This is a genomic window from Chryseobacterium paludis (assembly GCF_025403485.1).
Classification (GTDB): Bacteria; Bacteroidota; Bacteroidia; order Flavobacteriales; family Weeksellaceae; genus Chryseobacterium; species Chryseobacterium paludis.
The window spans coordinates 43308-67987 of record NZ_CP099966.1; the positions used below are offsets into that span (position 1 = coordinate 43308).

Annotated in this window: 21 protein-coding genes; 12 read left to right on the top strand and 9 right to left on the bottom strand. The window is 34.5% G+C overall.

Annotated features, from left to right (window positions below):
• Positions 1-48: 48 nt before the first annotated feature.
• The gene (locus NG806_RS00190) at positions 49-3018 is read left to right on the top strand and encodes a glycoside hydrolase domain-containing protein (protein WP_261511483.1); all 2970 of its coding nucleotides are present in this window, start codon (positions 49-51) and stop codon (positions 3016-3018) included.
• Positions 3019-3097: 79 nt separating this feature from the next.
• A complete protein-coding gene (locus tag NG806_RS00195) occupies positions 3098-4606 on the top strand; it encodes a carbon-nitrogen hydrolase family protein (protein WP_261511484.1) in 1509 nt (502 codons plus the stop codon).
• Positions 4607-4673: 67 nt separating this feature from the next.
• Here the strand turns inward: NG806_RS00195 and NG806_RS00200 are convergent, their stop codons facing one another.
• Positions 4674-4835 (bottom strand): hypothetical protein, encoded by a 162-nt coding sequence (locus tag NG806_RS00200; RefSeq protein ID WP_214833428.1) that lies wholly within the window; start codon positions 4833-4835, stop codon positions 4674-4676.
• Positions 4836-4996: 161 nt separating this feature from the next.
• Here NG806_RS00200 and NG806_RS00205 point away from each other — a divergent pair, with 161 nt between their 5' ends.
• The 3 genes from NG806_RS00205 to NG806_RS00215 are packed head-to-tail and all read left to right on the top strand — an operon-like array spanning position 4997 to position 8574.
• Positions 4997-6643: an ABC1 kinase family protein gene (locus tag NG806_RS00205; RefSeq protein ID WP_261511485.1), complete on the top strand. Its 1647-nt coding sequence runs from the start codon at positions 4997-4999 to the stop codon at positions 6641-6643.
• Between the two features lie 51 nt (positions 6644-6694).
• Entirely contained in the window at positions 6695-7204 is a 510-nt protein-coding gene (locus NG806_RS00210; RefSeq protein ID WP_261511486.1) for a hypothetical protein, read from the top strand.
• A 17-nt stretch (positions 7205-7221) separates the two neighbouring features.
• Complete coding sequence (locus tag NG806_RS00215) at positions 7222-8574, top strand: DEAD/DEAH box helicase (RefSeq protein WP_214833420.1); 1353 nt, start codon at positions 7222-7224, stop codon at positions 8572-8574.
• A gap of 151 nt (positions 8575-8725) precedes the next feature.
• On the opposite strand, the gene NG806_RS00220 is transcribed toward NG806_RS00215, so the two are convergent.
• From NG806_RS00220 to NG806_RS00240, 5 genes are all read right to left on the bottom strand, one after another.
• Positions 8726-9694, bottom strand: coding sequence for a tetratricopeptide repeat protein (locus tag NG806_RS00220; RefSeq protein WP_214833417.1), 969 nt, complete (start codon positions 9692-9694; stop codon positions 8726-8728).
• 9 nt (positions 9695-9703) lie between these two features.
• Positions 9704-10360, bottom strand: coding sequence for a GDSL-type esterase/lipase family protein (locus NG806_RS00225; RefSeq protein WP_261511487.1), 657 nt, complete (start codon positions 10358-10360; stop codon positions 9704-9706).
• 71 nt (positions 10361-10431) lie between these two features.
• Positions 10432-10893 carry a lipocalin-like domain-containing protein gene (locus tag NG806_RS00230; protein WP_214833411.1) on the bottom strand — a complete coding sequence of 154 codons (462 nt, stop codon included), beginning with the start codon at positions 10891-10893 and terminating at the stop codon, positions 10432-10434.
• 207 nt (positions 10894-11100) lie between these two features.
• Complete coding sequence (locus tag NG806_RS00235; protein ID WP_261511488.1) at positions 11101-12264, bottom strand: iron-containing alcohol dehydrogenase; 1164 nt, start codon at positions 12262-12264, stop codon at positions 11101-11103.
• Between the two features lie 118 nt (positions 12265-12382).
• Positions 12383-12787, bottom strand: a complete 405-nt coding sequence (locus NG806_RS00240; protein ID WP_214833405.1) for a winged helix-turn-helix transcriptional regulator — start codon at positions 12785-12787, stop codon at positions 12383-12385.
• A gap of 97 nt (positions 12788-12884) precedes the next feature.
• On the opposite strand from NG806_RS00240, the gene lpdA reads away from it, so the two are divergent.
• A complete protein-coding gene (lpdA, locus tag NG806_RS00245) occupies positions 12885-14285 on the top strand; it encodes a dihydrolipoyl dehydrogenase (RefSeq protein WP_261511489.1) in 1401 nt (466 codons plus the stop codon).
• A gap of 46 nt (positions 14286-14331) precedes the next feature.
• Here the strand turns inward: lpdA and NG806_RS00250 are convergent, their stop codons facing one another.
• Positions 14332-14937 (bottom strand): hypothetical protein, encoded by a 606-nt coding sequence (locus tag NG806_RS00250; RefSeq protein ID WP_214833400.1) that lies wholly within the window; start codon positions 14935-14937, stop codon positions 14332-14334.
• A gap of 99 nt (positions 14938-15036) precedes the next feature.
• Positions 15037-16518 (bottom strand): serine hydrolase, encoded by a 1482-nt coding sequence (locus NG806_RS00255; RefSeq protein WP_261511490.1) that lies wholly within the window; start codon positions 16516-16518, stop codon positions 15037-15039.
• A gap of 189 nt (positions 16519-16707) precedes the next feature.
• Here NG806_RS00255 and NG806_RS00260 point away from each other — a divergent pair, with 189 nt between their 5' ends.
• Both NG806_RS00260 and NG806_RS00265 read left to right on the top strand, forming a co-directional pair.
• Complete coding sequence (locus tag NG806_RS00260; protein WP_214833394.1) at positions 16708-19242, top strand: phosphoenolpyruvate carboxylase; 2535 nt, start codon at positions 16708-16710, stop codon at positions 19240-19242.
• 6 nt (positions 19243-19248) lie between these two features.
• Positions 19249-19773 carry an SMI1/KNR4 family protein gene (locus NG806_RS00265; RefSeq protein WP_261511491.1) on the top strand — a complete coding sequence of 175 codons (525 nt, stop codon included), beginning with the start codon at positions 19249-19251 and terminating at the stop codon, positions 19771-19773.
• 39 nt (positions 19774-19812) lie between these two features.
• On the opposite strand, the gene NG806_RS00270 is transcribed toward NG806_RS00265, so the two are convergent.
• On the bottom strand, positions 19813-21417 hold the full coding sequence (locus NG806_RS00270) for a S8/S53 family peptidase (RefSeq protein WP_261511492.1): 1605 nt from the start codon (positions 21415-21417) through the stop codon (positions 19813-19815).
• A gap of 86 nt (positions 21418-21503) precedes the next feature.
• Here NG806_RS00270 and NG806_RS00275 point away from each other — a divergent pair, with 86 nt between their 5' ends.
• The 4 genes from NG806_RS00275 to NG806_RS00290 all read left to right on the top strand — a co-directional run bounded on the left by NG806_RS00275 (position 21504) and on the right by NG806_RS00290 (position 24668).
• Positions 21504-22628, top strand: coding sequence for a DegT/DnrJ/EryC1/StrS family aminotransferase (locus NG806_RS00275; RefSeq protein WP_261511493.1), 1125 nt, complete (start codon positions 21504-21506; stop codon positions 22626-22628).
• Positions 22629-22630: 2 nt separating this feature from the next.
• Complete coding sequence (locus tag NG806_RS00280) at positions 22631-23092, top strand: hypothetical protein (RefSeq protein ID WP_261511494.1); 462 nt, start codon at positions 22631-22633, stop codon at positions 23090-23092.
• Between the two features lie 22 nt (positions 23093-23114).
• On the top strand, positions 23115-24143 hold the full coding sequence (gene galE / locus NG806_RS00285) for a UDP-glucose 4-epimerase GalE (RefSeq protein ID WP_261511495.1): 1029 nt from the start codon (positions 23115-23117) through the stop codon (positions 24141-24143).
• Positions 24144-24227: 84 nt separating this feature from the next.
• The gene (locus NG806_RS00290) at positions 24228-24668 is read left to right on the top strand and encodes an adenylyltransferase/cytidyltransferase family protein (RefSeq protein ID WP_214833379.1); all 441 of its coding nucleotides are present in this window, start codon (positions 24228-24230) and stop codon (positions 24666-24668) included.
• Positions 24669-24680 lie beyond the last annotated feature (12 nt).

Here is a 24680-nt window from a genome sequence, read left to right on the forward strand (position 1 = left end):
TTAAATTTGACTGGTAAGAACCATTTTTATCTTCTATTCACATTTACTATGCTTTTAAAAAAACTTTTTCCACTTATCCTGATGGGAAGCCTTGTTCCTAATCTAATTATAGCGCAACATATTTATCCTCCCCAAGTTCAGAAATGGAATGCGGACGAATTGGGAGATCAGCGTGCAGTTTTGCGTTGGGATGCATCGACGAAACAAGCTAAAGCCACTGTTCAATGGAGGAATATCAATATAAAACCGGATCAGAAGCTGATCATTATTGATAGCCTTACTCAAAAACAGTATGAGCCAGACGCTTATCTGAATATGAATGAGGAAGAAGGCTCATTTGTTTTTACACCAGTTTCAGGGAAGGGTATTTATTATGTCTATTTTCTACCCTACCAGTTGGATAAGAGAACCAATTACCCTACGGCAACTTACTTGAAAAGAACAGATAAATCTGTGTCTAAAGACGTCGGGGCTTCATTAGCGAGCGTATTAAGAATTGAATCAGTAGACGACTTCAACAGCAATGAACCAATGGAAATGATCGCTACCCAAAAAGAGATCGATCAGTACAAAAAGAAAAACGAGAATAAAATTTATTTTGTTTTTCCAGAGGTTAGAGATAGACCAATTAAGACGAATAGAATTCCTCGACATTGGATAGACGATAAAAAAAACGTGTCAGTTTTTCAGGGTCAGGCAGAAAGAGGAGAGTTTTACGCTTTTCAAATCGGTGTTTTACCAGTAAAAACAGACCTTAAAAATGTGAAGATTACAGCATCTTCACTGAAAAACCTTTTTGGAGCGACAATAGAATCCAAATATTTCAATTGTATCAATACAGATGGTATAGACTATAAGGGAGAGAAACTTGAGCTAACTGTAAATGTTAAACAAGATAATTTACAAGCCTTTTGGTGCGGTTTTGATATTCCAGAAAATACTTCTCCGGGAACCTACAAAGGAACGGTAACGATCCAACCCGAAAATGCAGAAGCTCAGATTGTAAAATTTATTTTGAGCGTAGGAGGAAATCCTGTTAACAAAGGCTTTGATGAGCCCTGGAAGATGACCCGTTTGCCATGGCTTAATTCAACATTGGCACAGGCAAATACAGTAATAAAACCATATACACCTTTACAACTCAAAGGGCAGGAAATTTCATTGTTGGGAAGAAAAGTAATACTGGATGCATCTGGATTTCCAAAACAGATTCAAACCTTTTTCACTCCTGAGATGACTTCGATCGGTAAAAATGCCAATTCCATATTGAATGAACCTATACATTTTGTAGTGACAGGTCCGAAAGCAAATTCAGAAAAGTGGAAGACGTCTGGAATTCAGTTTACCGGAAAAGAAGAAGGAAAGATTTCCTGGACAAGCATAAACACCTCAGAAAATTTGAAAATGCAGGTTGAAGGTTCCATTGAATTTGACGGATTTATGGACTATAGCGTGAAGATCACGGCATTGAACGATATACAGCTTCAGGATATTGCCATGGAGATTCCTTTTGCAAAAGATAAGGCCACCTATATGATGGGCTTAGGCCAAAAAGGAGGATACAGACCAGAAAGTTTAGATTGGAAATGGGACGTGGCCAAGAAAAACCAGGATGGAGCATGGATAGGAAATGTAAACGCTGGGATACAATTTTCGTTGCGTGATCAAAATTATTCAAGACCTCTGAATACCAATTTCTATTTACAAAAGCCTTTGATTCTTCCTTCTTCATGGGGTAATGACAATAAAGGCGGAGTAAACATCAGGGAAGAGAGAGGTGAGATTTTAGTTAATAACTTTAGTGGTGCCCGCAGTATGAAAAAAGGAGATGAACTGTACTATAATTTTCATTTGCTTATTACACCATTTCATCCGATCAATACTGAAGAACAGTGGAATAACCGTTTCTACCATGCCTATAAGCCTGTTGACACAGTAAAGGCAAGTGGTGCTAATGTGATCAATATACACCATGGTAATGAGATCAATCCTTACATTAATTATCCTTTTGTGGCAACTAAAGAAATGAAAGATTATATTACCAAAGCCCATGAAAAAGGGCTGAAGGTGAAGATCTATAATACCATTCGTGAGGTATCTAACAGAATGTATGAGCTGTATCCAGTGAAAAGTCTGGGCCAGGAAGTTTTTTCTACTGGAAAAGGTGGTGGCTATTCCTGGTTGCAGGAGCATTTGCACGACAATTATATAGCAGCCTGGTATGTACCGGAATTTAAAGATGCTGCGATTATCAATAGTGGAATGAATCGTTGGCACAATTACTATGTAGAGGGAATGAACTGGCTGGTCAATAATTTGGGAATTGATGGGATCTACCTTGATGATGTGGCTTTTGATAGAGTAACAATGAAAAGGATAAAAAGAGTAATGACGCAGGAAGGACATCCAGGTATAATAGACCTGCATTCTGCAAACCAATACAATGAAAAAGATGGTTTTAATAATAGTGCAAACCTCTATCTGGAACATTTTCCCTACATCAATCGTTTATGGTTTGGTGAATACTTTGATTATAACAGCAACAGTCCGGAATTTTTACTGACGGAAGTAAGTGGTATTCCTTATGGATTAATGGGAGAAATGTTACAGGATGATGGAAACCCTTGGCGAGGAATGTTGTATGGTATGACAAGTCGTCTGGGATGGTCAGAGAAGAGTAATCCAACCCATCTTTGGAAAGCCTGGGATGATTTTGGAATCAAAGGCTCGAGAATGATTGGCTATTGGGTCAATGATAACCCGGTTAAAACAAACAATCCTGCAGTACTGGCAACAGTTTACCAACAGGATAAGAAAGTCATGATCTCTTTAGCCAGTTGGGCTCCAGAGGATACACGGGTAAAATTGAAGATCGACTGGAAAAAACTGGGGCTTGATCCCAAAAACTTAAAAATGGGTACCCCTTCAATCAAAGATTTCCAGGAAGCAAAAGCTTTTGACTTAGATGAAGAAATCAGTATTGCTAAGAATAAAGGATGTTTATTAATTATTCAATAGGATAAATCAACTGTAGGAATAGAGGTAATCCGGTTTAGGAATTGATTTATTTTACCTAAATTTAGTAAAATTTATAAAAATGCAAGTAGATACAAGGACCTTAAATGTTCAGGATTATGATGGATTGGTGGAAACCATGAGACGAGCTTATCCTCAAATGTCGGAATATGTATGGTCCAAAAAGAGCATAGAAAAATTAACCAAAATATTTCCAAAGGGCCAGATCTGTATCACTGTAGATGGCAAACTCGCAGCAGTTGCACTTTCTATTATCGTTAATTATGATGAATTTGGAGATGATCATACTTACAGTGATATCACAGGAAATTATACTTTTAATACCCATTCATCTACTGGAAATGTACTTTATGGAATAGAAGTTTTTGTAGATCCTGAATACCGTGAATTACGGTTAGGGAGAAGACTGTATGATGCCAGAAAAGAATTATGTGAACAACTGAATCTGAAATCTATTGTATTGGGTGGAAGAATACCCAACTATCATAAATACAGTGATAAGCTTTCAACAAGAGATTATATAAGAATGGTAAGGGATAAAGAGATCTATGATCCTGTTTTGTCATTTCAGCTTTCCAATAATTTCTTACCTATTAAAGTATTGAAGAAGTATCTTCCTGAAGATGAATCTTCAAAAGAAAATGCAGTTTTGCTGCAATGGAATAATATCTATTACAGCAAAAGTCCTAATACGATGCAGGACAGTATCATCCGATTGGGTCTTGTACAATGGCAAATGAGGCATTTTAAAAATATAGATGCCTTCTACGAACAGGTAGAATTTTTTGTAAATGTGATGGGAGATTACAAATCTGATTTTGTTCTTTTTCCAGAACTTTTCAATACCCCTTTATTGGCGCCATTCAATAAGCTATCTGAGAGAGATAGTATGATCGAATTAGCCAAACTGACCGATCAGATCAAGCAAAAAATTTCAGAACTAGCGATCAGTTATAATGTCAATATTATTTCGGGAAGTATGCCGGTTTTTGATCATGATCATAATGATCTCTATAATGTAAGTTATCTGATGCACCGTGATGGACGTATCGATGAATACCGTAAAATACATATCACGCCTAACGAAAGGAAGTACTATGGAATGAAAGGCGGAAATGAGATCAGAGTATTTGATACCGATTGTGGAAAAATAGGTCTTGTCATCTGTTATGATGTAGAGTTTCCGGAGCTTCCGCGAATTCTGGCTGATCAGGGAATGAAAATCCTGTTTGTGCCTTATCTGACAGATACTCAAAATGCCTATATGAGAGTCCGCCACTGTGCGGCTGCGAGAGCAATAGAAAATGAATGTTATGTAGCTATTGCAGGGTGTGTGGGAAATTTACCGGGAGTAAATAATATGGATATTCAGTTTGGGCAGGCTGCCGTATTTACACCTTCGGATTTTGCCTTTCCATCCAATGCCGTAAAAGGAGAAGCAACGCCTAATACGGAAATGACCTTAATTGTTGATGTGGATCTGAATTTATTAAAAGATCTCCACTATAACGGTTCCGTTCAGATTCTTAAAGACAGACGAAACGATCTCTATGAGACTTATCTTAAATAATAAAAAAGAAAAACAGAATGCCTAGCATTCTGTTTTTTTATAAAATGGTTTTTTACCTATTTATATCTTATACTAACTGCGGGCAAACCACAGCAGGGCAGATCAATCTTGGACATCTTGGTCTTCCATCGGTAGGGCAGCACTGGTTTGAACAACCAACAATGATTCCACCTCCTGAAACATTTCTTAATTCTTCTCTGGATAATTTTTTACTTGGTAAATTTTTCATTTTGTAATCTTTTATGGGTTAGTATTAATTTGATTTGTACTCCATAAAGATAAAAAAAACTAGCAAATAACAAGAAAGGTGAAAAGTTTTTCTTAGATCGTTATTTTAAATTCTACATAGGAATAGTTTTTGGAGTAATTTGCGTTCACTATCCATACAATATGTTTGATAAACAACAACGAAAACTGAAAAGATCTGCCCGACTGATTTCTGTATTGAGTAAATACGGTTTTAAGGATATGCTGGCAAGAATGAATGGGAATAAGCAAGAGGAAGATGCTGGAAATTCTGATGAAATCATATCAAAAGGAACGGTTTACGAACGGATCAGATTGGTTTTGGAAGAATTGGGACCCACGTTTGTTAAATTAGGTCAGACATTCAGCAATAGAGAAGATTTACTTCCACCGGAACTGATTCAGGAATTACAGAGATTACAGGATAAGGTAGATACTGTAGACATGAATGTGAATGAAATCCTTGAAAATGAATTTAATATTTTGGTTAAAGATCACTTTCAGGAAGTTCAGGTTCAACCTTTGGCCACAGCCTCTATTGCTCAGGTGTACAAAGCTACGTTGTTAAATGGTTCTGAAGTGATCCTGAAAATTAAAAAAGCTGACGTACAGACCGTTATTGAAGATGATTTGCTTTTAATAAAAGACCTGGAAAAAATTGTTTCTTCATATTCAGAAATAGGAGAGAAACTTAACTTAAAACAAGCTATTTCCACTTTTGAAAAATCCTTACTGGAAGAAGTTTCGCTGATCAATGAGAAGGATAATATCCTACAGTTTGGCAGGAATTTTAAAAATAATAAAGAAACCTACGTTCCGAAAGTTTATGAAGAATTCTCCAACAATAATGTACTTTGTATGGAATTCATTGATGGAATCAAGGTGACGGATAAAGCTGAACTCTTAGCCCATAATATTGATCCTGTAAAAATTTCTGAAGTAGGGCTAAGGTTGTTTGTTGCACAGATCTTAGACTATGGCTTTTTTCATGCTGATCCACATGCCGGAAATATTTTAGTAAAAAAAGACGGTAGGGTTGTTTTTATAGATTTTGGAGCTGTTGGTCAAATTCAACCTAATGATAAAGAGATTCTTGAAGATCTTATTGTAAGTTTTGTGGCTAAAAATTCTCATAAAATTGTTCGATATCTAAAAAAAATGGCGATAAGCTATGAAATTCCTGATGAAAGAAGATTTGAAAATGATGTAAATGATATTCTCAATTTTGTTCACAGCTCATCCCTGCAGGAGATCAATGTTCAGGTAATGATCAATAAGATGAAAGATATTCTTAAAGATAACCGACTGCATATGCCGGATTATTTTTATCTCTTGTTTAAAGGAATAAGCTTGATAGAAGGAGTGGGGCGAACTATTAATCCTGATCTGGATATTGTAAAAAGCCTTCATCCCTATACAAAGAAAATATTCTCAAAAAAAATCAGTCCAAAGAATATTCTAAAAGTGGGGATGGATAAAATGATGAATTTCACAGATAATGTTGACGAAATTCCCAAAGAGCTCCGTTCTGTTTTACAAAAATTGGATGAAAATAAATTTACCATTTCCAGTGAAATAAAAAATATTGATAAGACTAACCAGATTATTAAATCAAGTGCGGTTAATATGATTTTAGCACTGATCTTAGGAGCTAATATGATTGCAACAGCGATCGTTTTTGTTTCTGAAGCTCCACCCCGGATTGGGGAAATGTCACTGATAGCGATATTAGGTTTTATTTTTTCTGTTATATTAGTTTTAATAATTTTGCTTAGAATAACCAGAAAATAATCTAATGGTTTTTGAAATTTATTTAAGCATAAAACAACAAAAAATAACCAGATGAAACTAATGATCTTAACCGCTTTTACTTTTTGGAGTTCTCTTTTATGGGCTCAAAAAGCAGAAGAAAAAGGAATGCAGGGTGACTATGATGGAAATGGGACAAAAGAATATGCCTTCGCAAAAGTAAACGACTGCAGTGAAGAATGTGATGGAAAATGTGAAACAACGATCTTTTTTAGTGATAAAAAGATAAAACCTTTCACGATCTCACCAGCTAATGGAGTCACTTTATATAATCTTGGTGACTTAAATGATGATGGAAAAGATGATCTTGGGGCTTACCCGGATTGGTGCACAAGTTGTTGGCATCCTTTTTATGTATATACCTATGGGAAAACAGATTGGAAGCCTTTAGTAAAGCCTATTTCTACACATTGTTCACAATGGGAAGAAGATAAATTTCCCATTAAAAAAGATCCTAAAAAGAAAGGAAATGTGATCATTACTTCGAGCCAATGGAAGGATGACGATATTAAAATAATAAGTGAAAGTGTAAAAATTAATTAAATACCTATCTTTGCAAAATGGAAAAACTCACTTTTGCAGATTTTGACCTTCCGGTTAAAATTCTTGATGTTTTAGCAGATTTAGAATTATTCGAACCTACACCTATTCAGGAAAAGAGCTTGAGCCCAATACTTTCAGGAAGAGATGTTATGGGAATTGCTCAAACCGGAACCGGAAAAACATTAGCTTATCTTTTACCAGTCCTTAAGACTTGGAAATATAATAAAACAGGAAATCCAACAGTTTTGGTGTTGGTTCCTACAAGAGAATTGGTAGTTCAGGTAACGGAAATTGTTGAAAAGTTAACGGAAAACATTACTGCAAGAGTTATAGGGATTTATGGTGGCAAGAATATCAATACACAGAAACTTTTATTCAATAACGGATGTGACATTTTAATAGGTACACCTGGTAGAGTAATGGATCTGGCGATTGATAATGCTATATCTCTTAGAGAGGTTCAAAAGCTTATTATTGATGAATTTGATGAAATGCTTAACTTAGGTTTCAGACCTCAGTTAACACATATTTTCGAAATGATGAAGGCGAAGAGACAAAATATTCTATTCTCTGCTACCATGACGGAGGCTGTAGATGAAATGTTGGATCAGTATTTCGCACATCCAATTGAAATTTCATTGGCAAAATCAGGAACTCCACTTGAAAAAATAGAACAGACGGGTTATAAAGTTGAAAACTTTAATACCAAGATCAATTTACTGGAACATTTACTGAAAAGTAATGCAGATATGTCCAAAGTGTTGATCTTCAATAATAATAAAAAGAATGCCGATTTATTGTTTGCTAAAATTAGTGAGCTTTTCCCTGAACAATTTGATGTAATCCACTCCAACAAATCTCAGAATTACAGATTGAAAGCGATGAAGCGTTTCGAGAATGAAGAGATTAGAGGACTGATCACCACCGATGTAATGGCGAGAGGATTAGATATTTCGAATATTACCCACGTGATCAATTTCGAAACACCTGAAGTACAGGAACAGTATATTCACAGAATTGGTAGAACAGGTAGAGCAGATAAGGATGGTAAAGCAATAACGTTCGTTACTAAGAAAGAAGAATCTTTAGTATTAGATATTGAGCTCTTGATGGATAAGGAATTGAAATTTATTGATTTCCCTGAAGAGGTAAAAATAAATCCTAAAAAGATTGCTTCTGAAGAGGAACAGATTGTAATGAAAAATCCAGCACAGGTAAAATTACATGAGGGTGGTGGAGCATTTCACGAGAAAAAAGATAAAAACAAAAAAGAAAACTGGGGTGGACCTTCTAAAAGAAAAGCACCAAAGAAATTTGGAGCCAACAGGGCCCAACAGAAAGCGATCTCAAAATCGAAAAAAAAGAAATAATAAAAGAGGCTCCCAATTTGGGAGCCTCTTTTATTTGTATGGTTTCTCGTTCCACTAACGTAAGAGGTTCTTCTTTATCATCGTTATTACATGAAACATTACTAAATGAAAATTAATAAATTAAAAGTTGGCAATTTGAAAACTTCTTTAATCAAAACTGCATATTATTTTTTTTCAAGATTTCTTTAAATTTTTCAGTTTTGTTATTTTCTTTCATGTTTTTGTAAATAGATTGCATTACAGCTTCAGCATCTGTTCGATAGGGAGATTTTTGATTGCTATAAATCCTATAAGCTTTACAGATATAATCTAATGCTTTTTCATCATCTTTAATACCTGAAAAATACACCTGACCAATTCCGTAATAGACTTCAGGGTCTCCAGGGTATAACTTGTCTAAGGCTAAATAAGCATCAATTGCTTTTTGAAAATCTTTCTTGTATATATAAACCAGAGGAATATTTTGTAAAGGCATTTTTCCTTTCGGGTCTATTTCAAGAGATTTTTTATAGGCTTCAAGAGCTTTATCATATTCGTTAATTCGTCTGTAATTTATACCTAAATTATCCCAGGCATAAATGAATTTCGGATCTTTTTTTACAGCTTCTTCATTATTTCTAATAGCTTCTTTCCAATCTTCTTTTTTTGAAGCCTCTAATGCTTTAGAGTAGAATTCCAAGGCGATTGGATCTTTTGAAAGTCCTTCAGTTTTGGTTTCTGATACAGCGGTTGCCATTTTTACACTTTCACAATTTTGCATCAGATAACGTTCAAGTTCATTATAGCTTTCTGTATATTGTTGAGAGTTTTTACTTGTATCAAAGTTTAAATTTATTTGTTTTTTACCATTTACTTCTGGTGCTTTTTTTTCTAAAGTTTCTACGCTTCCTAATAGCAATCCTATTTGTAATGCTCCGGCATGTTTATCAATACAATCATGTACATCTTTTAAAATGTCTTTTTTACTGCGATTAAACAAACTAATTGAGTCAGTACATTTACATGCATTATCAGAAAGCTCTTGAATAAGTTTTTGTTTATCAAAACTTTTATCTTTTTGTCCAAAAATTACTGAAAAACTAAAAATAAGAATTAAAATGGTTATTTGTTTTTTTATCATTTTTTTTAATTATTTCATATAAGGTCTAATCACATCTGCCCAGATTTTGTTTCCTTCGGGGGTCAAATGAAGCATATCTTCCAGGAAGAGATCTCTTCTGACATTTCCGTTTGCATCTTCCATTGCTTTTGTGATATCAATATATTCGGCGTTTTTTTCTTTTTTCATGAATGCAGCAATCTTTTTATTGGTTTCTTTCATTTGCGGCCAGAGGATCTTTCTGCTTGGTGAAAATTTTATTGAAATATAATCAATTTCTATATCCGGAAACCTTTCACGAACTTTCTTATAAAAAGTTTTATATCGCTCAACAACTACTTTTGCTTTGAGTTGATGATTGTCTGCAAAATCATTATCACCACAGTAAATGATGATTTGTTTTGGTTGATAAGGATCTAGAAGATCAGTGGCAAAATCATTGAGATCTGTTAATCTTGAGCCACCAAATCCACGGTTGATGAGTGTTTTATCAGGAAAATAACTGGCAATATCTGTCCATCTGGTAAAAGAGGAACTTCCAATTAGAAGAATAGCATCTTTGGGAGGTGGAGTTTTCTGATCTAATTTTTTGAAATTTTGTATGTCCTGCCAGAACACTGACTTTTCTTTCTGCGAAAAGAAAAGGGCAAATGACAGCAATAAGAATGCTGATAGAATCTTCTTCATTTTTTTAATAATTTTTAGTTAATTAAAAAACCTTCTCAAAAAAAACTCCCGAACTTTCGGGAGTGTGGTTTTTATCTTTTGTAAGTGGTGTAGCTTATATCTACCACCTGATCTCCATTTACATCAACATTGCCAAACAGCTGTTGTATTTTTAGCTCTGTACTGTTGAGTATAACAATTCTATACTTTCTTTCAGTATCGTTCTTATATGTTATATTTAAATCCTTACTTTCAGTATCATACGTAAAAGTTCCCTCACTTACTCCATTTTGCTGACAGTCAGCACCAACTCCTGCATAAGAGGTATACGATGTAAAATAGTCAGTTCTGAAAACTGTTACATTTTTAGTACTACACCCTGTTGGAACGTCGGAAGCAAGTACAGTTTTATTGTCTTTTCCGGAGATAATTTCTGTTTTACTCGTCTTCCATTCTCCCTTCATCATATCCAATTCGTAGGCTTGATTATTATCATCTTCACAAGAGGTAAGCGCTAACGCTGAAAAGGCAAATAAAAGTAGTTGTTTTTTCATTTTCACAAATTTAAGAATATGCTAAAATATAAATAAATTTGAAATATTTGTAATGAAATTAAGGTTTTTTAAACGAATGTTTATAAATAAAATAATTTTATATGATAAGCTGGAAGCAACAAGTGTTTAGAATTTAAAGATTTGAAAATTCAGATGCTTTAAGAACTCAAAAATAAAACAACTTGTAACTTCCAGCCCTAAGCTTTATTAATAGCTCATTTCTACGATTTTATACGCATCCTGAGGAGTCAGTTTTTTATACTCTCCCAGACCAAGCCAGTTTCTTTCGGTGAATGCTTTTTCTACTCTTTCAGCAGTTCCTTTATATTCTTCGGTGTATTCTGAAAGTTTAGTCTGGATATCCAAACTATGGAAAAATTCTTCCATTTTTTTTATTCCAGCTTCAGCCTTTTCTTCTGTGCTTCCTTCCTTAATTCCCCAAACTCTCTCGGCGTATTGTGCCAGTTTTCCTTTTTTTGAATCAAAATTATAGCGATAATGAGAAGGGGCAATGATAGCAAGTGTTCTAGCATGATCAATTCCGTAATAAGCCGTTAATTCGTGCCCCATTGCATGAACTGCCCAGTCTGTAATAACACCTTTTTGGATCAATCCGTTAAGAGCCATAGTACAACACCACATAAAGTTTCCGGCTGCATCATAATCAAAATTATCAGCCATTACTTTTGGAGCGGTTTCCTGTAAACTGATCAGGATGCTTTCTGCAATTCTTTCCTGTAAATCTGCAGAAGATGGAGCAGTCATATATTGCTCTAAAATGTGAGTATAAGCATCTGTAATTCCGTTTACGATCTGTCTTTTAGGAATAGACCGTACGACTTCAGGGTCTAAAACTGAAAATTGAGGAAAAAGTCCGGGACCACCGGAAGATAATTTTTCATTTGTTTCTCTTCTCGAAATTACATATCCTGAATTCATTTCCGAACCGGTCGCCGGAAGCGTTAAAATGCTTCCGAAAGGCATTCCTTCTCCTTCAAATGTTCTTACAGGTTTTTTTAGAATTTCCCAAGGTTCACCATTGTAATTTGCAGCTGCAGAAAGAAATTTAGTTCCATCAATTACAGAACCTCCGCCGACAGCTAATAGAAATGTTATTTTGTTTTCTTTAATAACATCTAGTGCATTAATTAAAACTTCATACTCCGGATTAGCAGGAATTCCACCGAACTCATAAACCTGATGATCCTTCAAGACTTCTTTTACCTGGTCGTAAACACCATTGCTTTTGATGCTTCCACCACCATAGAGGATTAATATTTTAGCATCTGCGGGAATTTCTTTTGAAATTTTAGTTATTTCACCCTTCCCGAAAAGTATTTTTGTTGGATTTTTAAACTCGAAGTTTAGCATTATTGTAAATTTATTTTAATTCAAATTTACGGAATGCAATATGAAAATTGAGTTAACGAAGTTTTAAAATTAATATGATTATTTTTTATGAAAACTATTGACTTTTGTGGTGAATAAATTATTTTCCCTTAAGATAAATTTTAGCTGTTTCTATAAACTTTTCTTTATCTCTCTTTATATTCTCAAGCATTTTAAGCTTATCAGGCGGAGTAGATAAATATTTATCTCCCCAAAGGTTAATCTCAACAATGATAGGAACCAGATCAATCCCTTTTTCTGTAAGATAATATAGACCCTTTAATTTACTATCCGGATGATCTTTCTTGTCAATAATGCCATTCTCTGATAGATGCTGTAGTTTCGAAGCCAATATATTGGTTGCAATTTTTTCATCCGCTTTAAGAAACTCTCCATAGGTACATTCCTTGTTCAGCATAAGGTCACGGATGATTAGCAATGACCATTTGTCACCCCATATTTCCAAGGATGAACTGATAGGACAATCTGATCTTTTTTTACTCATAGCTTTTAATTAGAAAAACACTTGCAAAATGAAAGTTTTTATGTAATTTTACTTTCGTTTTGCAAGCAAATTTAATCATAAATAAATTAATCAATCAATGGAAAATTATGACGTTGCCGTAATAGGCTCAGGTCCTGGAGGGTATGTAGCAGCAATCAGAAGTGCACAATTGGGTTATAAGACAGCTATTATAGAAAAGTATGATACTTTAGGCGGAACATGCACCAATGTGGGTTGTATTCCGACGAAAGCCTTATTGGACAGCACCCATCATTATGCAGATGCGCAACATAAGTTTGCTACTCATGGAATCGGACTGGGCGAAATTGATCTTGACTTTTCTCAAATGTATAAAAGGAAATCAGAGGTTGTCGCTAAAAATACATCCGGACTTGAATTTTTAATGAGTAAAAATAAAATTACTCATATTAAGGGTGTAGCACAATTTATAAATAATTCTACAATACAAGTTACCGGAAAAGAAGGAAACCAAACTATAGTTGCGAAAAACTACATCATTGCAACGGGTTCTAAGCCGTCTGCAATACCTGGAATAGAAATAGATAAACAAAGAATTATTACTTCTACAGAAGCTCTTTCACTTCAAGAAAAACCTAAAACTATGGTGATCATAGGTGGTGGAGTGATAGGAGTGGAAATGGCATCCATTTTCAGTCGTATTGGTACAAAAGTAACCGTTGTTGAATATGCTGATCATCTTATTTCTACTATGGATCACGAATTGGGAAAAAGCCTTCAGAAGATCTTAAAAAAGGAAGGGATTGATATTCTTCTTAATCAGTCTGTTTATAAAACGGAGAATCTGGGATCATCTGCAAAAGTATTTTTTCGGGATCAAAGTGGTAAAGAAAGTGAATTGGAAGCTGATTATGTTCTTGTTGCAGTAGGACGAAAACCTTTTACAGAAGGACTGGGACTGGAAAGAACAGAGGTACAGGTTGATAGCCGGGGTTTTATCAAGGTAGACGGTACATGTAAAACATCAGTATCCAATATTTATGCAATTGGAGATGTTATTGGTGGTGCTATGCTGGCTCATAAAGCGGAAGAAGAGGGCGTTTTGGTTGTGGAAACGATTAACGGGCAAAATCGACCTATTCATTATAACAGTATCCCCTCTGTGGTATACACATGGCCGGAAGTAGCTTCTGTTGGGTATACAGAAGAGTATCTGAAAAATAATCAGATTGAATACAAATTCGGAAAATTTCCATTTTCAGCCAGTGCGAGAGCGAGAGCTTCAATGGATACAGAAGGATTTGCAAAAGTTTTGATAGATCCGAAGTATGGAGAAGTTTTAGGAGTTCATATTATTGGTGCAAGAGCTGCAGATTTAATAGCTCAGGCGGTTATTGCTCAGGAGTTTGAAGTGACTGCAGAAGATATGTTCCGTATTTCGTATGCACATCCAACCTATTCAGAAACTTTGAAGGAAGCTTATTTGATTGCATCCGGACAGGGTGCTGTCAATATTTAATATTTTTAGATTTTATGAAGAAACTGCTCTTAAATGGGTAGTTTCTTTATTGGTTTATACACTCATCACTTTTGTAGTAAACACCATTACTTTTTGCGTCGAGTTTTCCATTTTTCCGATTAATTTTTATTAGAAAAGATTCTTTCGTAGCCGGACAGTCTTTTGATTTTAAACCATATATGGAAATGTATTTGTCTTCTATTTTATATGAACCTGTGAATCGGTTCTTGGTGTCGATCCAGAAACCATTGATCCTTGCTATAAGAAGAGCCTCAGGAAGATTATCCACGGATCCGATAAAATCTTTAAGTTGCTGTTCATTGGAAAAATAGACTGACCTATCTTTTTTACAGGCAAGGATGTATGAAAAGCATCCTTCTCCAATACATTTTTGGAAAAAACCTTTTTCAGGAACAGGTTCATTGATGGTCATCGGATCAGGCATTTGGCTTTCATAGATCACAGCCTTATCGGGATCGGTGACGTTGCTGAGTACTCTCCAATAAGCATATTCCTTACTCGGGACGATGAATGGGTATAAATAATCAACCGTATCCAGGATATCAGGAATTTTCTTATAATCATTAGGAACTGTAATCTGAGTATAAAACAGATTGGATACAATGAGGGAGAGCGCAACAATTATTTTCATAGATGATTGTGATCCTGTAAATTTACGAAATGATATTTTTATATCAATATGGTGATCTTCCATTCTACACTAAGGCAAATTTCGCTTCAGGATATTATTCTATTTATTTTTTAAATAATCAGCAGCATTTGTATTTCCAGGATTTAACAAAAGGGATTTCTTATAATTAATAATAGCTTCTTTCCTATTTCCCATGGTTTCTAAAATCTCGCCATAACTGTCAAAAACATTTGAGCTTTGAGGAAATAACAGTGTGTTTAATTTAAATACATTTAATGCTTCATCCTTTTTATGTAAACCTGACAATTGGTAACCCCAGGCATTTACTTCATCTTCTGTTAAGGCGAAGTTTTTATGATCTTTTTTTAATGTTTTATATGCTTTTTCAATATTGCTGAATCCATCTTTTATAGCTTGCTGGCGTAATAATTTCATATTGGAACTCAAGCCAAAACCATTTTCAACTTTCATGTCAGAAATATAGTAACTGGCAATTTCATCAATAAACCATTCCGGATTGGAGCCCTGAAGATTTGTTAAAACCACGATCGATAAGTCGTCTTTAGGATAAACAAATAAAGCAGAACGCATTCCACCAACTGGAGCTGCCGCGGGATGATCTTCTCTTACCACGGTTGGCCAGCCAAGTGCATAACCGTTCGTTAATTTATTAAAACCATCAATATGTCCATCATTCAATTTTGTTGTTGTGAAAAGTTGTGTAATACTGTTCTTATCTTTTAATAACTGATCATTTTGTAAGGCGATAAGCCATTTACTAAGGTCTTCAGCGGATGAAATAATTCCTGTAGCTGTTCTGAAAAACACGGGAAAAGTTGCAAAAGCGTTATGTTGTTTTCCGTCATTAATCCATTTTCCATCTGTATTAATGATCGTAGAATAGGCTCCGGCACTATTAGGAATAATATCATTAGAATCACCAAATTGTGTAACCGTCATTTGTGATGGCTTAAACTGATTTTCTTCAATGAATTGGGTGAAATGTTTGCCACTTAATTTTGTAATTATTTTTCCTAAAATATAATATCCGGTCTGATTATAACTGAACTTTTCTCCAGGTTGAAATTCCATAGGTAATTTTCTCACCAGTTCCCAGTTTTTTTCCTCTGAGCCATCTCCTAATAGCTGTTCCTTGTTATCAATATTATTTGGAAGTCCTGAAACATTACTCATCATCTGTCTGATGGTTATGGATTTCCATTCATTGGGAATATCTGTGATGTAAAGAGAAATAATATCATCTACTTTTAATTTCCTCTGCTCTTGTAATTGTAAAATAGCAACACCTACAAAAGCCTTGGTTATAGAATTGATTGAGAATACAGTCTTCGTTTTTGTTGAAACCTGATGTTCCAGATTGGAATAACCGTAGTTGCTCAGTTTCTCTAGCTTCCCATTTCTGATAACAGCTAACTGAAGTCCCGGTATTTTGAGCTGTTCCATCTTACTCTTAAGAAAAATGTCAATACTATCTGGAGCTTTTTGAGCTGACAATAAATATGAAAATGGGAGGAACGCAACAATTAATAATTTTTTTATGGATAGCAATGGGTATTTCATAGAGTAGATTTATACATAGAACAGTTTAAAGAGTAATTTAGTTACATAGGTAGGCAAAATAATGATGAAAAGGACAAATTAAATTTTGGTTAATTAAACTAGAATATGAGGAGTATATTTTGTCAATATTTTATATTTTTTTAATTAAAATAGACACTATTTAAAAACAAAATCTACTACATTTGTTATATGATACATGACCAACGCGCAGAAAAATTCAGGCAGATTGTAGAAAATAAGTTTCAGATCTACAATTCATTATTTATGAGTCTGCCTTATGATAAAATGACTAATATCGGGATGTTGCTCCCGTTTTTATATGAAGAAAGTAAAAATGGCTACGAAGTCGGAAAGACACCCGAAGAAATTGTAGAAGAGTTTTTTAAAAGCCATACTGATTTACAGACTGAAGAGCAGAAATTAGAATTGCTTTTTAAGATTATACAATATATCGAAAGGCAGGTAGTATTATTTGATAGTATTGAAGATGCTGCTTTTCCTAATTTACATTCTGAAAGTGATAATGGAACGGTAACCAATCTTTTTGAACGTTCACAACAGGATCATAAGCTTGAAAAAGTTCGTGAGAAATTAAGAGATTTTACGGTGAAAGTAGTCTTTACAGCACACCCAACCCAGTTTTATCCGAGTTCTGTACAAAGAATCATTCAGGATCTAAGATCTGCTATTACGACAGATTCTATAACCAATATTGATATGCTGCTTCAGCAGTTGGGGAAAACACCATTCGTTAATAAAGAAAAGCCAACGCCTATTGATGAGGCCTTGAGTATTATTTCTTATTTACGATATGTTTACTATGATACAATTGGAGAATTGTTTACCAAGATCAGAAAAACTTTTGGAAATGGGCATTTTCATTTACACGAAGATATTATTCAGCTTGGTTTTTGGCCTGGAGGAGACAGGGATGGAAATCCTTTCGTAACAGCAGAGGTTACCAGAAGAGTAGCTGAAGAACTTCGGTCAGCGATTTTAAAATCCTACTACAGTCACTTGAAATTTATCAGAAGACGCTTAAGTTTCAGAGGGGTATCGGAAGTTTTACAACAGCTGAATGACGAATTGTATAGTGCTATTTTTAATAATCATAAGATCACTACCGAAGATATTCTCGCAAGGGCAGATGAGGCAGAGCGTATTCTTGTTAATGAGCATAATTCTTTGTTTTTAGATCTTTTAATGAATTTCAAGGATCGTGTTAAAATTTTTGGGACCCATTTTGCTACGTTGGATATTCGTCAGGACAGCAGAATCCATCAGCAGGTTATTGATGAGGTTTTTACAAAAGTCTATGGAAATGTTGAAGCTGATCACAATGAAAAATTCAATAAATTAATTCAAATTACAGATGAGGTCAATGCAGATGATTTTGAAGGTATTATAAAAGATACCTTGCTTACGGTTTCGGAGGTTGAGGGAATCCAGCAGCTAAATGGATTACGGGGAATGAACCGATATATTATTTCCAATTCTGATGCAGTGAAGGACGTGATGAATGTGTATGCATTTTTCAAGATCTGCGGATATAAGGATGAAGATATCAATATGGACATTGTTCCATTGTTTGAAACTATGGAAGGGCTCAATAATGCTGAAAATGTAATGCGGGAACTTTATCAAAATCCTGTCTATAAAAAACATCTTGAAAAAAGAGGAAATCAACAGACGATCATGCTTGGTTTCTCGGATGGTACAAAGGACGGGGGGTATTTAAAAGCAAACTGGGAGATCTATAAAGCTAAAGAAGTTTTGACTCAGCTTTCTGAACAGACAGGAATTAAGGTTGTTTTTTTTGATGGTAGAGGAGGGCCACCTGCAAGAGGAGGCGGAAAAACCCATGATTTTTATGCTTCACAGGGAAATACAATTGCCAATAATAAAATTGAACTAACGATTCAGGGGCAAACCATAACCAGTATTTTTGGAAATAAGGAACAGGCAAAATATAACTTTGAGCAACTTCTTACCGCAGGAGTGGAAAATGATGTATTCAAAAACTCTAAGAAAGATCTGACAGAAAAAGAAAGAAAATTAATCACAGAGCTAGCTGAGATTAGCTATAAAAAATATTCAGACTTAAAAGCCCATCCTATGTTTGTACCCTATCTTCAGGAGATGAGTACATTGGAATATTACGGTAAAACGAATATTGGAAGTCGTCCGTCGAAAAGAGGAAATGGAAATGAACTAAGGTTTGAAGATTTGAGGGCTATTCCTTTTGTGGGTTCATGGTCACAGTTGAAACAGAATGTGCCTGGATTCTTTGGTTTTGGATTTGCGATGGAAGAAATGAAGAAGCAGGGAAGGTTTGAAGAAGTAAGAGATTTATATAAAGGTTCAGACTTCTTTAAAACTTTAGTTTTAAACTCAATGATGAGTATGAACAAGTCTTATTTCCCACTCACATACTACATTAAGAACAATGCGAAATTTGGAGCATTCTGGAATGTGCTGTTTGAAGAGTACAGTCTTTCAAAAGATATTATGCTTGAATTAACAGGATTTACCATGCTTCAGGAAGAAGACCCACTATCCAGAAAGTCGGTGAAGATTCGTGAGAAAATAGTATTACCATTGTTAAGCATCCAGCAATATGCTTTAATGAAAATTCAAAAAGGAGAAGGAAACAAAGAAGCTTATGAAAAGCTGGTAACGAGATCTCTTTTTGGAAATATTAATGCGAGTAGAAATTCAGCGTAAGCCATAATGAAAGAAATTTTAATTGCAATATCTTTCTTGTCTATAAAGCTGGGTGATGCTCATGAGAGTGCTTCGAAGTTTCAGATTCAAAATCAATGGTTAGGATTTGAGCCAGCTAAAAATGAAGAAATAATTAGAGCAGAAAAAAGATTAAATGTGATTTTGCCAGAAGATTACAAAGACTTTTTGAAAACAACAAATGGTTTTTCTGCTCCTAATACTATTGAACCAACTTTTATGGAAGTACAGGCAATTGATTTTTTTAAGAATGTCGACAGTGAGCTTGTTGAAATGTGGAAAGAGGGAGATGTTGAGACAGGTGATATACTGGAAAGAAGTATAATAGTCGCAGGGAAGAATCAAGAACAGCAATTTCTGTTAATTCCTCCTAATAGTAAAAAAGGAAAGTGGAGATATTGGAAATTTGCAAATTGGTATCCTGGCGAACATGCATTTGAAAGTTTAGATGATTATTTTAAAGACGTTCTTGAATTTAGTGAAAAAGAATACAAAGAAAGCTCAAAACAATGACAAAAAAATAAAGAGCCTATCTAATTGATAGGTTCTTTATTATTCTTTTATAAATTTCTCATAATAAACCCTGTCTTTTGCCTGGATCTTCAGATAGTAAGTTCCCTGGGGAAAATGTTCAACTCGTAGCGATTTTTGTTGAGTATTCTTAATAACCAATCTTCCGAGATTATCATAAACTTCCAATGATAAAACCTCGCTTTCAGAAGCGACATTCAAAATGCTCTTAACAGGATTAGGAAATACGGCAACCTTTTCTTTTTTTACCGTTTCAGAAGTACTTAACGTAGTATTATAAAAACTGCCAAAATTTAGAATTCCATATCCCATTTGGCTTGTATGATTAGGATATAATGATGCTGTTTGTCTTAATCTGTTTTTCATCAGATCTCTATTCATATTTGAAAAAGCCTGAATTAAGCAGGCGATTCCTCCTGCTGCGATGGGTGTTGCAATAGAAGTTCCAGTGGCAACAGTTGTGCCATTATCGAAAACAGTAGCAGCTGCGGATCCCCTGGTACTGCCGTCTGGCTTTATTACACCTAAAGCATTAGGTCCGAAAGATGAGAATCCAGATGAATTACCACTGGAATCTACGGATCCGATTGTAAATACTTTGGCATTATCAGCTGGTGTTAGAATATAATGCCAAGGCTGTTGTCCTGAATTCCCGGCAGCGATTAAGACAAAAATACCTTTATTAGATGCAATTTCTGCAGCTCTCGCAATAAATGAAGTGTTTCCGTTCATATCCGCATATTCATAATTATATCGCGGATCATCAAATGTAGAATACCCTAAAGAAGTAGTGATAAGATCAACTCCTTTTCTATCAGCTTCCTCTGCGGCTTCGATCCAGTATAGCTCTTCTTCAGGAATCTCTACCGTTGAATTTTCACTGCGATAAAGATAAAAATCTGCATCTGGAGCAGAGCCAACAAATGTATCCTGGATATAACCTCCTATAGCTCCTAAAACTATGGAGCCATGAACATTGAGTGTGGGATTATAAATGTCATTAGACTTCGTGACAAAATCGTAGCTTGCTTTAATCTTATTGTTTGTCCACAACCTTGCAAAGGCAGATCCTGTATTTACAGTAGGAAAACCAGTATCTATTACGGCGATTGAAACACCTGTTCCCGTAAATCCAGCAAGATGAAGTGGTCTTAGATTAATCTGATCGATCTGTTCAGAGCCAGAACCATAATCAAAAGTGGTTAGATTTTTATTAGTATTATTAAAGTTTTCCCACTTATTACGATTCATATTCTTTGTTCCTGTTGAAGAATTTCTCGCAAAACTTTCCACGGATTGCACAAAGGATTGTGACTGGAGTGTTGTTATTTGTGCTTGTGTAGCATTTACAGCAACCCCATTCAGCCACTTTGAATAATCTGTTACCGTAAAGCCTAGATTTTGGATATTCTGTATGTAAGATTGTTCAATGGGAGCATCCTGATCGTTTAATGAGATTCCCAATGCGATTCTTCTGTTTAACGACTTCTGGCTAAGCTCAGACAGTGGATTAGCATAGAAAGCAGATTTATTTGGCTTGTCATTAAAAAACACAAAAACAAGCTGTGTTTGAGCAAATGTAAGTGAATAACATATTAAAAGACAAATAAGTAGAATTTTTCTCATGAAGTTATTTTGTATAAAGATAAAACAAAATCAATAAAATTTTTGAATGGATTTTAAATTCCTTATTTTTACGGAAATATTTATTTATGAAAAAAATTCAGATGGTTGACTTGCAAAGTCAGTATTACAAAATAAAGAATGATGTAGATAATGCAGTATTAAATGTAATGGATTCAGCGGCTTTTATCAATGGCCCAGAAGTGAAGTCCTTCCAGAATGAATTGGAATCTTATTTAGAAGTAAAGCACGTTATCCCTTGTGCAAACGGAACCGATGCTTTGCAGATTGCTTTGATGGCCTTAGACCTTAAAGAAGGAGATGAGGTAATCACTGCCGATTTTACTTTTGCAGCTACGGTAGAAGTTATTCATTTATTGAAACTTAAATCTGTTTTAGTAGATGTAGATTACGATACATTCACGATTTCAACAGAAGAGATAAAGAAAGCAATTACACCAAGAACGAAAGCGATCATTCCAGTACATATATTTGGACAATGTGCTAATATGGAAGAAATTCTTAAGATCGCAGAAGAAAATAATTTATTTGTTATTGAAGATAATGCACAGGCAATCGGTTCGGATTATACATTCTCGGATGGGACTGTAAAGCAGGCAGGAACAATGTCTACTGTAGGAACCACTTCATTTTTTCCATCTAAAAATCTAGGTTGCTATGGAGATGGTGGAGCTATTTTTACTAATAACGACGAATTGGCTCATCGTTTAAGAGGAATTGTTAATCATGGAATGTATGAAAGATACTATCATGATGAAGTAGGGGTAAACTCTCGTTTAGACAGTATTCAGGCTGCTATTCTGAGAAAAAAGCTTCCTAATCTTGATTCTTATAACGAAGCGAGAAGAAAGGCTGCTGATTATTATGATGAGGCATTTGCTGGTAATCCAAATATATTAACCCCAAAAAGAGCAGAAAATACAACGCACGTATTTCATCAGTACACACTAAGAATCCTAAATGGAAAACGCAATGAGTTGCAGAAATTCTTAACAGAAAAGGAAATTCCTGCAATGATTTATTATCCTGTTGCATTAAGAAAGCAAAAGGCATATTTCCAGGAAAGTAATGATGCTGATTTCGTGAATACAGATAAGTTATTGGATCAGGTTATTTCTCTTCCAATGCATACAGAATTAGATGAAGAACAGTTGAAGTATATTACCGATGCTGTGTTGGAATTTATGGGATAGTAATGAGAAAAAGATTATTTAAATATAAGTGGTTAAATGCTATTGTAATTGTATTCAATTTTTGTCTACTTTTAATATTTAGTTTTGCCACTTTTGATACTTATAATCTTTTTAAAAGCGAAGCTTATGCTGTTTCCAACGGAAAATATTTTGCACTGTTAATCTTAGCATTCGGCTCCTTATTTAGCTTTGTAAGCTTAATTCTGGTTTTGTTAAAATTATCGAAAAGTTTATTTTTTTTAAACTTATTTTACGGAATTCTTATTGTAATTTTTTTAGTGGGTTTGGCTACTATGTTTTTACAAGAGTTTGCTATGACAGAAGAGGATATTCCCTTATTTGAGTATGTAATGTTGTCTGTATTTATTTGTATTACAACATTGCTGGTTATACTGGTTAACAAGTACAGATATAAAGAGGTAAAATGTGATAACATTGAATTTATAGGGCAAAAAGAAGAATAAAAATTCAAACATAAAAATATAAATGGCAATACTGGTAACAGGAGGTCTTGGATATATAGGTTCCCATACAGTTGTGGAACTCCTTAATAATAACTTTGATGTTGTTATTGTAGATGATTTGTCCAATTCAGAAAGATTTATTTTAAACAATATAGAAGAGATTGCAGGAAAGAAGCCTGTATTCTATCCTTTTGATTTAAAGAGGAAGGAGCTTTTAACTCAGGTTTTTGATGCCCATCAGATCGATGGCTGTATTAATTTTGCAGCTTCTAAAGCGGTTGGAGAAAGCCAAATTATACCCGTAGACTATTACGAGAATAATTTATTTTCATTGATCAATATACTTCAGGAATTTAAGAAGAGAGAGATTTCAAATTTCATTTTTAGCTCTTCGTGCACTGTTTACGGTCAGGCTGATGTAATGCCGATTGATGAGGAAACACCATTGAAAATGCCAGAGAGTGTTTATGGTAAGACAAAACAAATGGGTGAAGAAATTCTTAAGGATTTTGCTAATGCCTATAAGAGAAAGGTGTCTTTGTTGAGGTATTTTAATCCCATTGGAGCGCATCCGTCAGCGAAATTAGGAGAGTTGCCAATTGGTGTTCCTAATAATCTGGTTCCATATGTAATGCAGACCGCAGCGGGAATTCGTGAAAAGCTAAATATTTGGGGTAATGATTATGAAACAGAAGATGGAACTCCTATTCGTGATTATATTTATGTAGTAGATCTTGCTAAAGCACATGTAGCAGCTTTAAAAAAATTAATGGCAGATAAGGACAACAAAACTGTGATTGATATTTATAATTTAGGGACTGGAAAAGGTTCATCCGTATTAGAAGTTGTTAAGGCTTTTGAGATCGCTAATGATGTAAAAGTAGCTTATCAGATTTGTGACAGAAGAGAAGGGGATATTACGATAGCTTATGCTAAAGTTGATAAAGCTCAACGTGAATTGGGCTGGAAATCAGAAACAACCTTAGAAGAAGCATTAAAAACAGTTTGGGAATGGCAGAAATATCTGGATTCCAGAAACTTTAATAGTTAAATTAATTACAAAATATTTTTCTGAGTGATAGATTTTTTATGATTAAAGGACTTATTGCTTCAGTGAATTTTTAAATATATAAATATGAAAACAGAAAGAATAGGGATTACATTCTCTTCATTTGATTTACTTCATGCCGGTCATATAAAAATGTTGGAAGAAGCAAAAACAGTTTGTGATTATCTAATTGTGGGCTTACAAATTGATCCTTCTCATGATCGTCCTAACAAGAACAAACCTACTCAGACGATTGTAGAGAGATATATTCAGCTTAAAGCTGTAAATGCAGTTGATGAGATCATTCCTTACTACACGGAAGAAGATTTAGAAGATATTTTAAAATCATTCGTGATCGATGTAAGGATTATCGGAGATGATTATATGGACAGAGATTTCACGGGAAAAAAATACTGTGAACAAAAAGGAATTGAGATCTATTATAATAAGAGAGATCATAGATTTTCCTCCAGTGATTTAAGAAAGAGAATTTTTGAAGCCGAACAGAATAAAGTAGCTGTAAAATAAAAAAAAATCCCG

Coding starts and splice junctions, on each gene's coding strand:
- NG806_RS00190 (WP_261511483.1), top strand. CDS start 49: ATGCTTTTAAAAAAACTTTTTCCACTTATCCTGATGGGAAGCCTTGTT.
- NG806_RS00195 (WP_261511484.1), top strand. CDS start 3,098: ATGCAAGTAGATACAAGGACCTTAAATGTTCAGGATTATGATGGATTG.
- NG806_RS00200 (WP_214833428.1), bottom strand. CDS start 4,835: ATGAAAAATTTACCAAGTAAAAAATTATCCAGAGAAGAATTAAGAAAT.
- NG806_RS00205 (WP_261511485.1), top strand. CDS start 4,997: ATGTTTGATAAACAACAACGAAAACTGAAAAGATCTGCCCGACTGATT.
- NG806_RS00210 (WP_261511486.1), top strand. CDS start 6,695: ATGAAACTAATGATCTTAACCGCTTTTACTTTTTGGAGTTCTCTTTTA.
- NG806_RS00215 (WP_214833420.1), top strand. CDS start 7,222: ATGGAAAAACTCACTTTTGCAGATTTTGACCTTCCGGTTAAAATTCTT.
- NG806_RS00220 (WP_214833417.1), bottom strand. CDS start 9,694: ATGATAAAAAAACAAATAACCATTTTAATTCTTATTTTTAGTTTTTCA.
- NG806_RS00225 (WP_261511487.1), bottom strand. CDS start 10,360: ATGAAGAAGATTCTATCAGCATTCTTATTGCTGTCATTTGCCCTTTTC.
- NG806_RS00230 (WP_214833411.1), bottom strand. CDS start 10,893: ATGAAAAAACAACTACTTTTATTTGCCTTTTCAGCGTTAGCGCTTACC.
- NG806_RS00235 (WP_261511488.1), bottom strand. CDS start 12,264: ATGCTAAACTTCGAGTTTAAAAATCCAACAAAAATACTTTTCGGGAAG.
- NG806_RS00240 (WP_214833405.1), bottom strand. CDS start 12,787: ATGAGTAAAAAAAGATCAGATTGTCCTATCAGTTCATCCTTGGAAATA.
- lpdA (WP_261511489.1), top strand. CDS start 12,885: ATGGAAAATTATGACGTTGCCGTAATAGGCTCAGGTCCTGGAGGGTAT.
- NG806_RS00250 (WP_214833400.1), bottom strand. CDS start 14,937: ATGAAAATAATTGTTGCGCTCTCCCTCATTGTATCCAATCTGTTTTAT.
- NG806_RS00255 (WP_261511490.1), bottom strand. CDS start 16,518: ATGAAATACCCATTGCTATCCATAAAAAAATTATTAATTGTTGCGTTC.
- NG806_RS00260 (WP_214833394.1), top strand. CDS start 16,708: ATGATACATGACCAACGCGCAGAAAAATTCAGGCAGATTGTAGAAAAT.
- NG806_RS00265 (WP_261511491.1), top strand. CDS start 19,249: ATGAAAGAAATTTTAATTGCAATATCTTTCTTGTCTATAAAGCTGGGT.
- NG806_RS00270 (WP_261511492.1), bottom strand. CDS start 21,417: ATGAGAAAAATTCTACTTATTTGTCTTTTAATATGTTATTCACTTACA.
- NG806_RS00275 (WP_261511493.1), top strand. CDS start 21,504: ATGAAAAAAATTCAGATGGTTGACTTGCAAAGTCAGTATTACAAAATA.
- NG806_RS00280 (WP_261511494.1), top strand. CDS start 22,631: ATGAGAAAAAGATTATTTAAATATAAGTGGTTAAATGCTATTGTAATT.
- galE (WP_261511495.1), top strand. CDS start 23,115: ATGGCAATACTGGTAACAGGAGGTCTTGGATATATAGGTTCCCATACA.
- NG806_RS00290 (WP_214833379.1), top strand. CDS start 24,228: ATGAAAACAGAAAGAATAGGGATTACATTCTCTTCATTTGATTTACTT.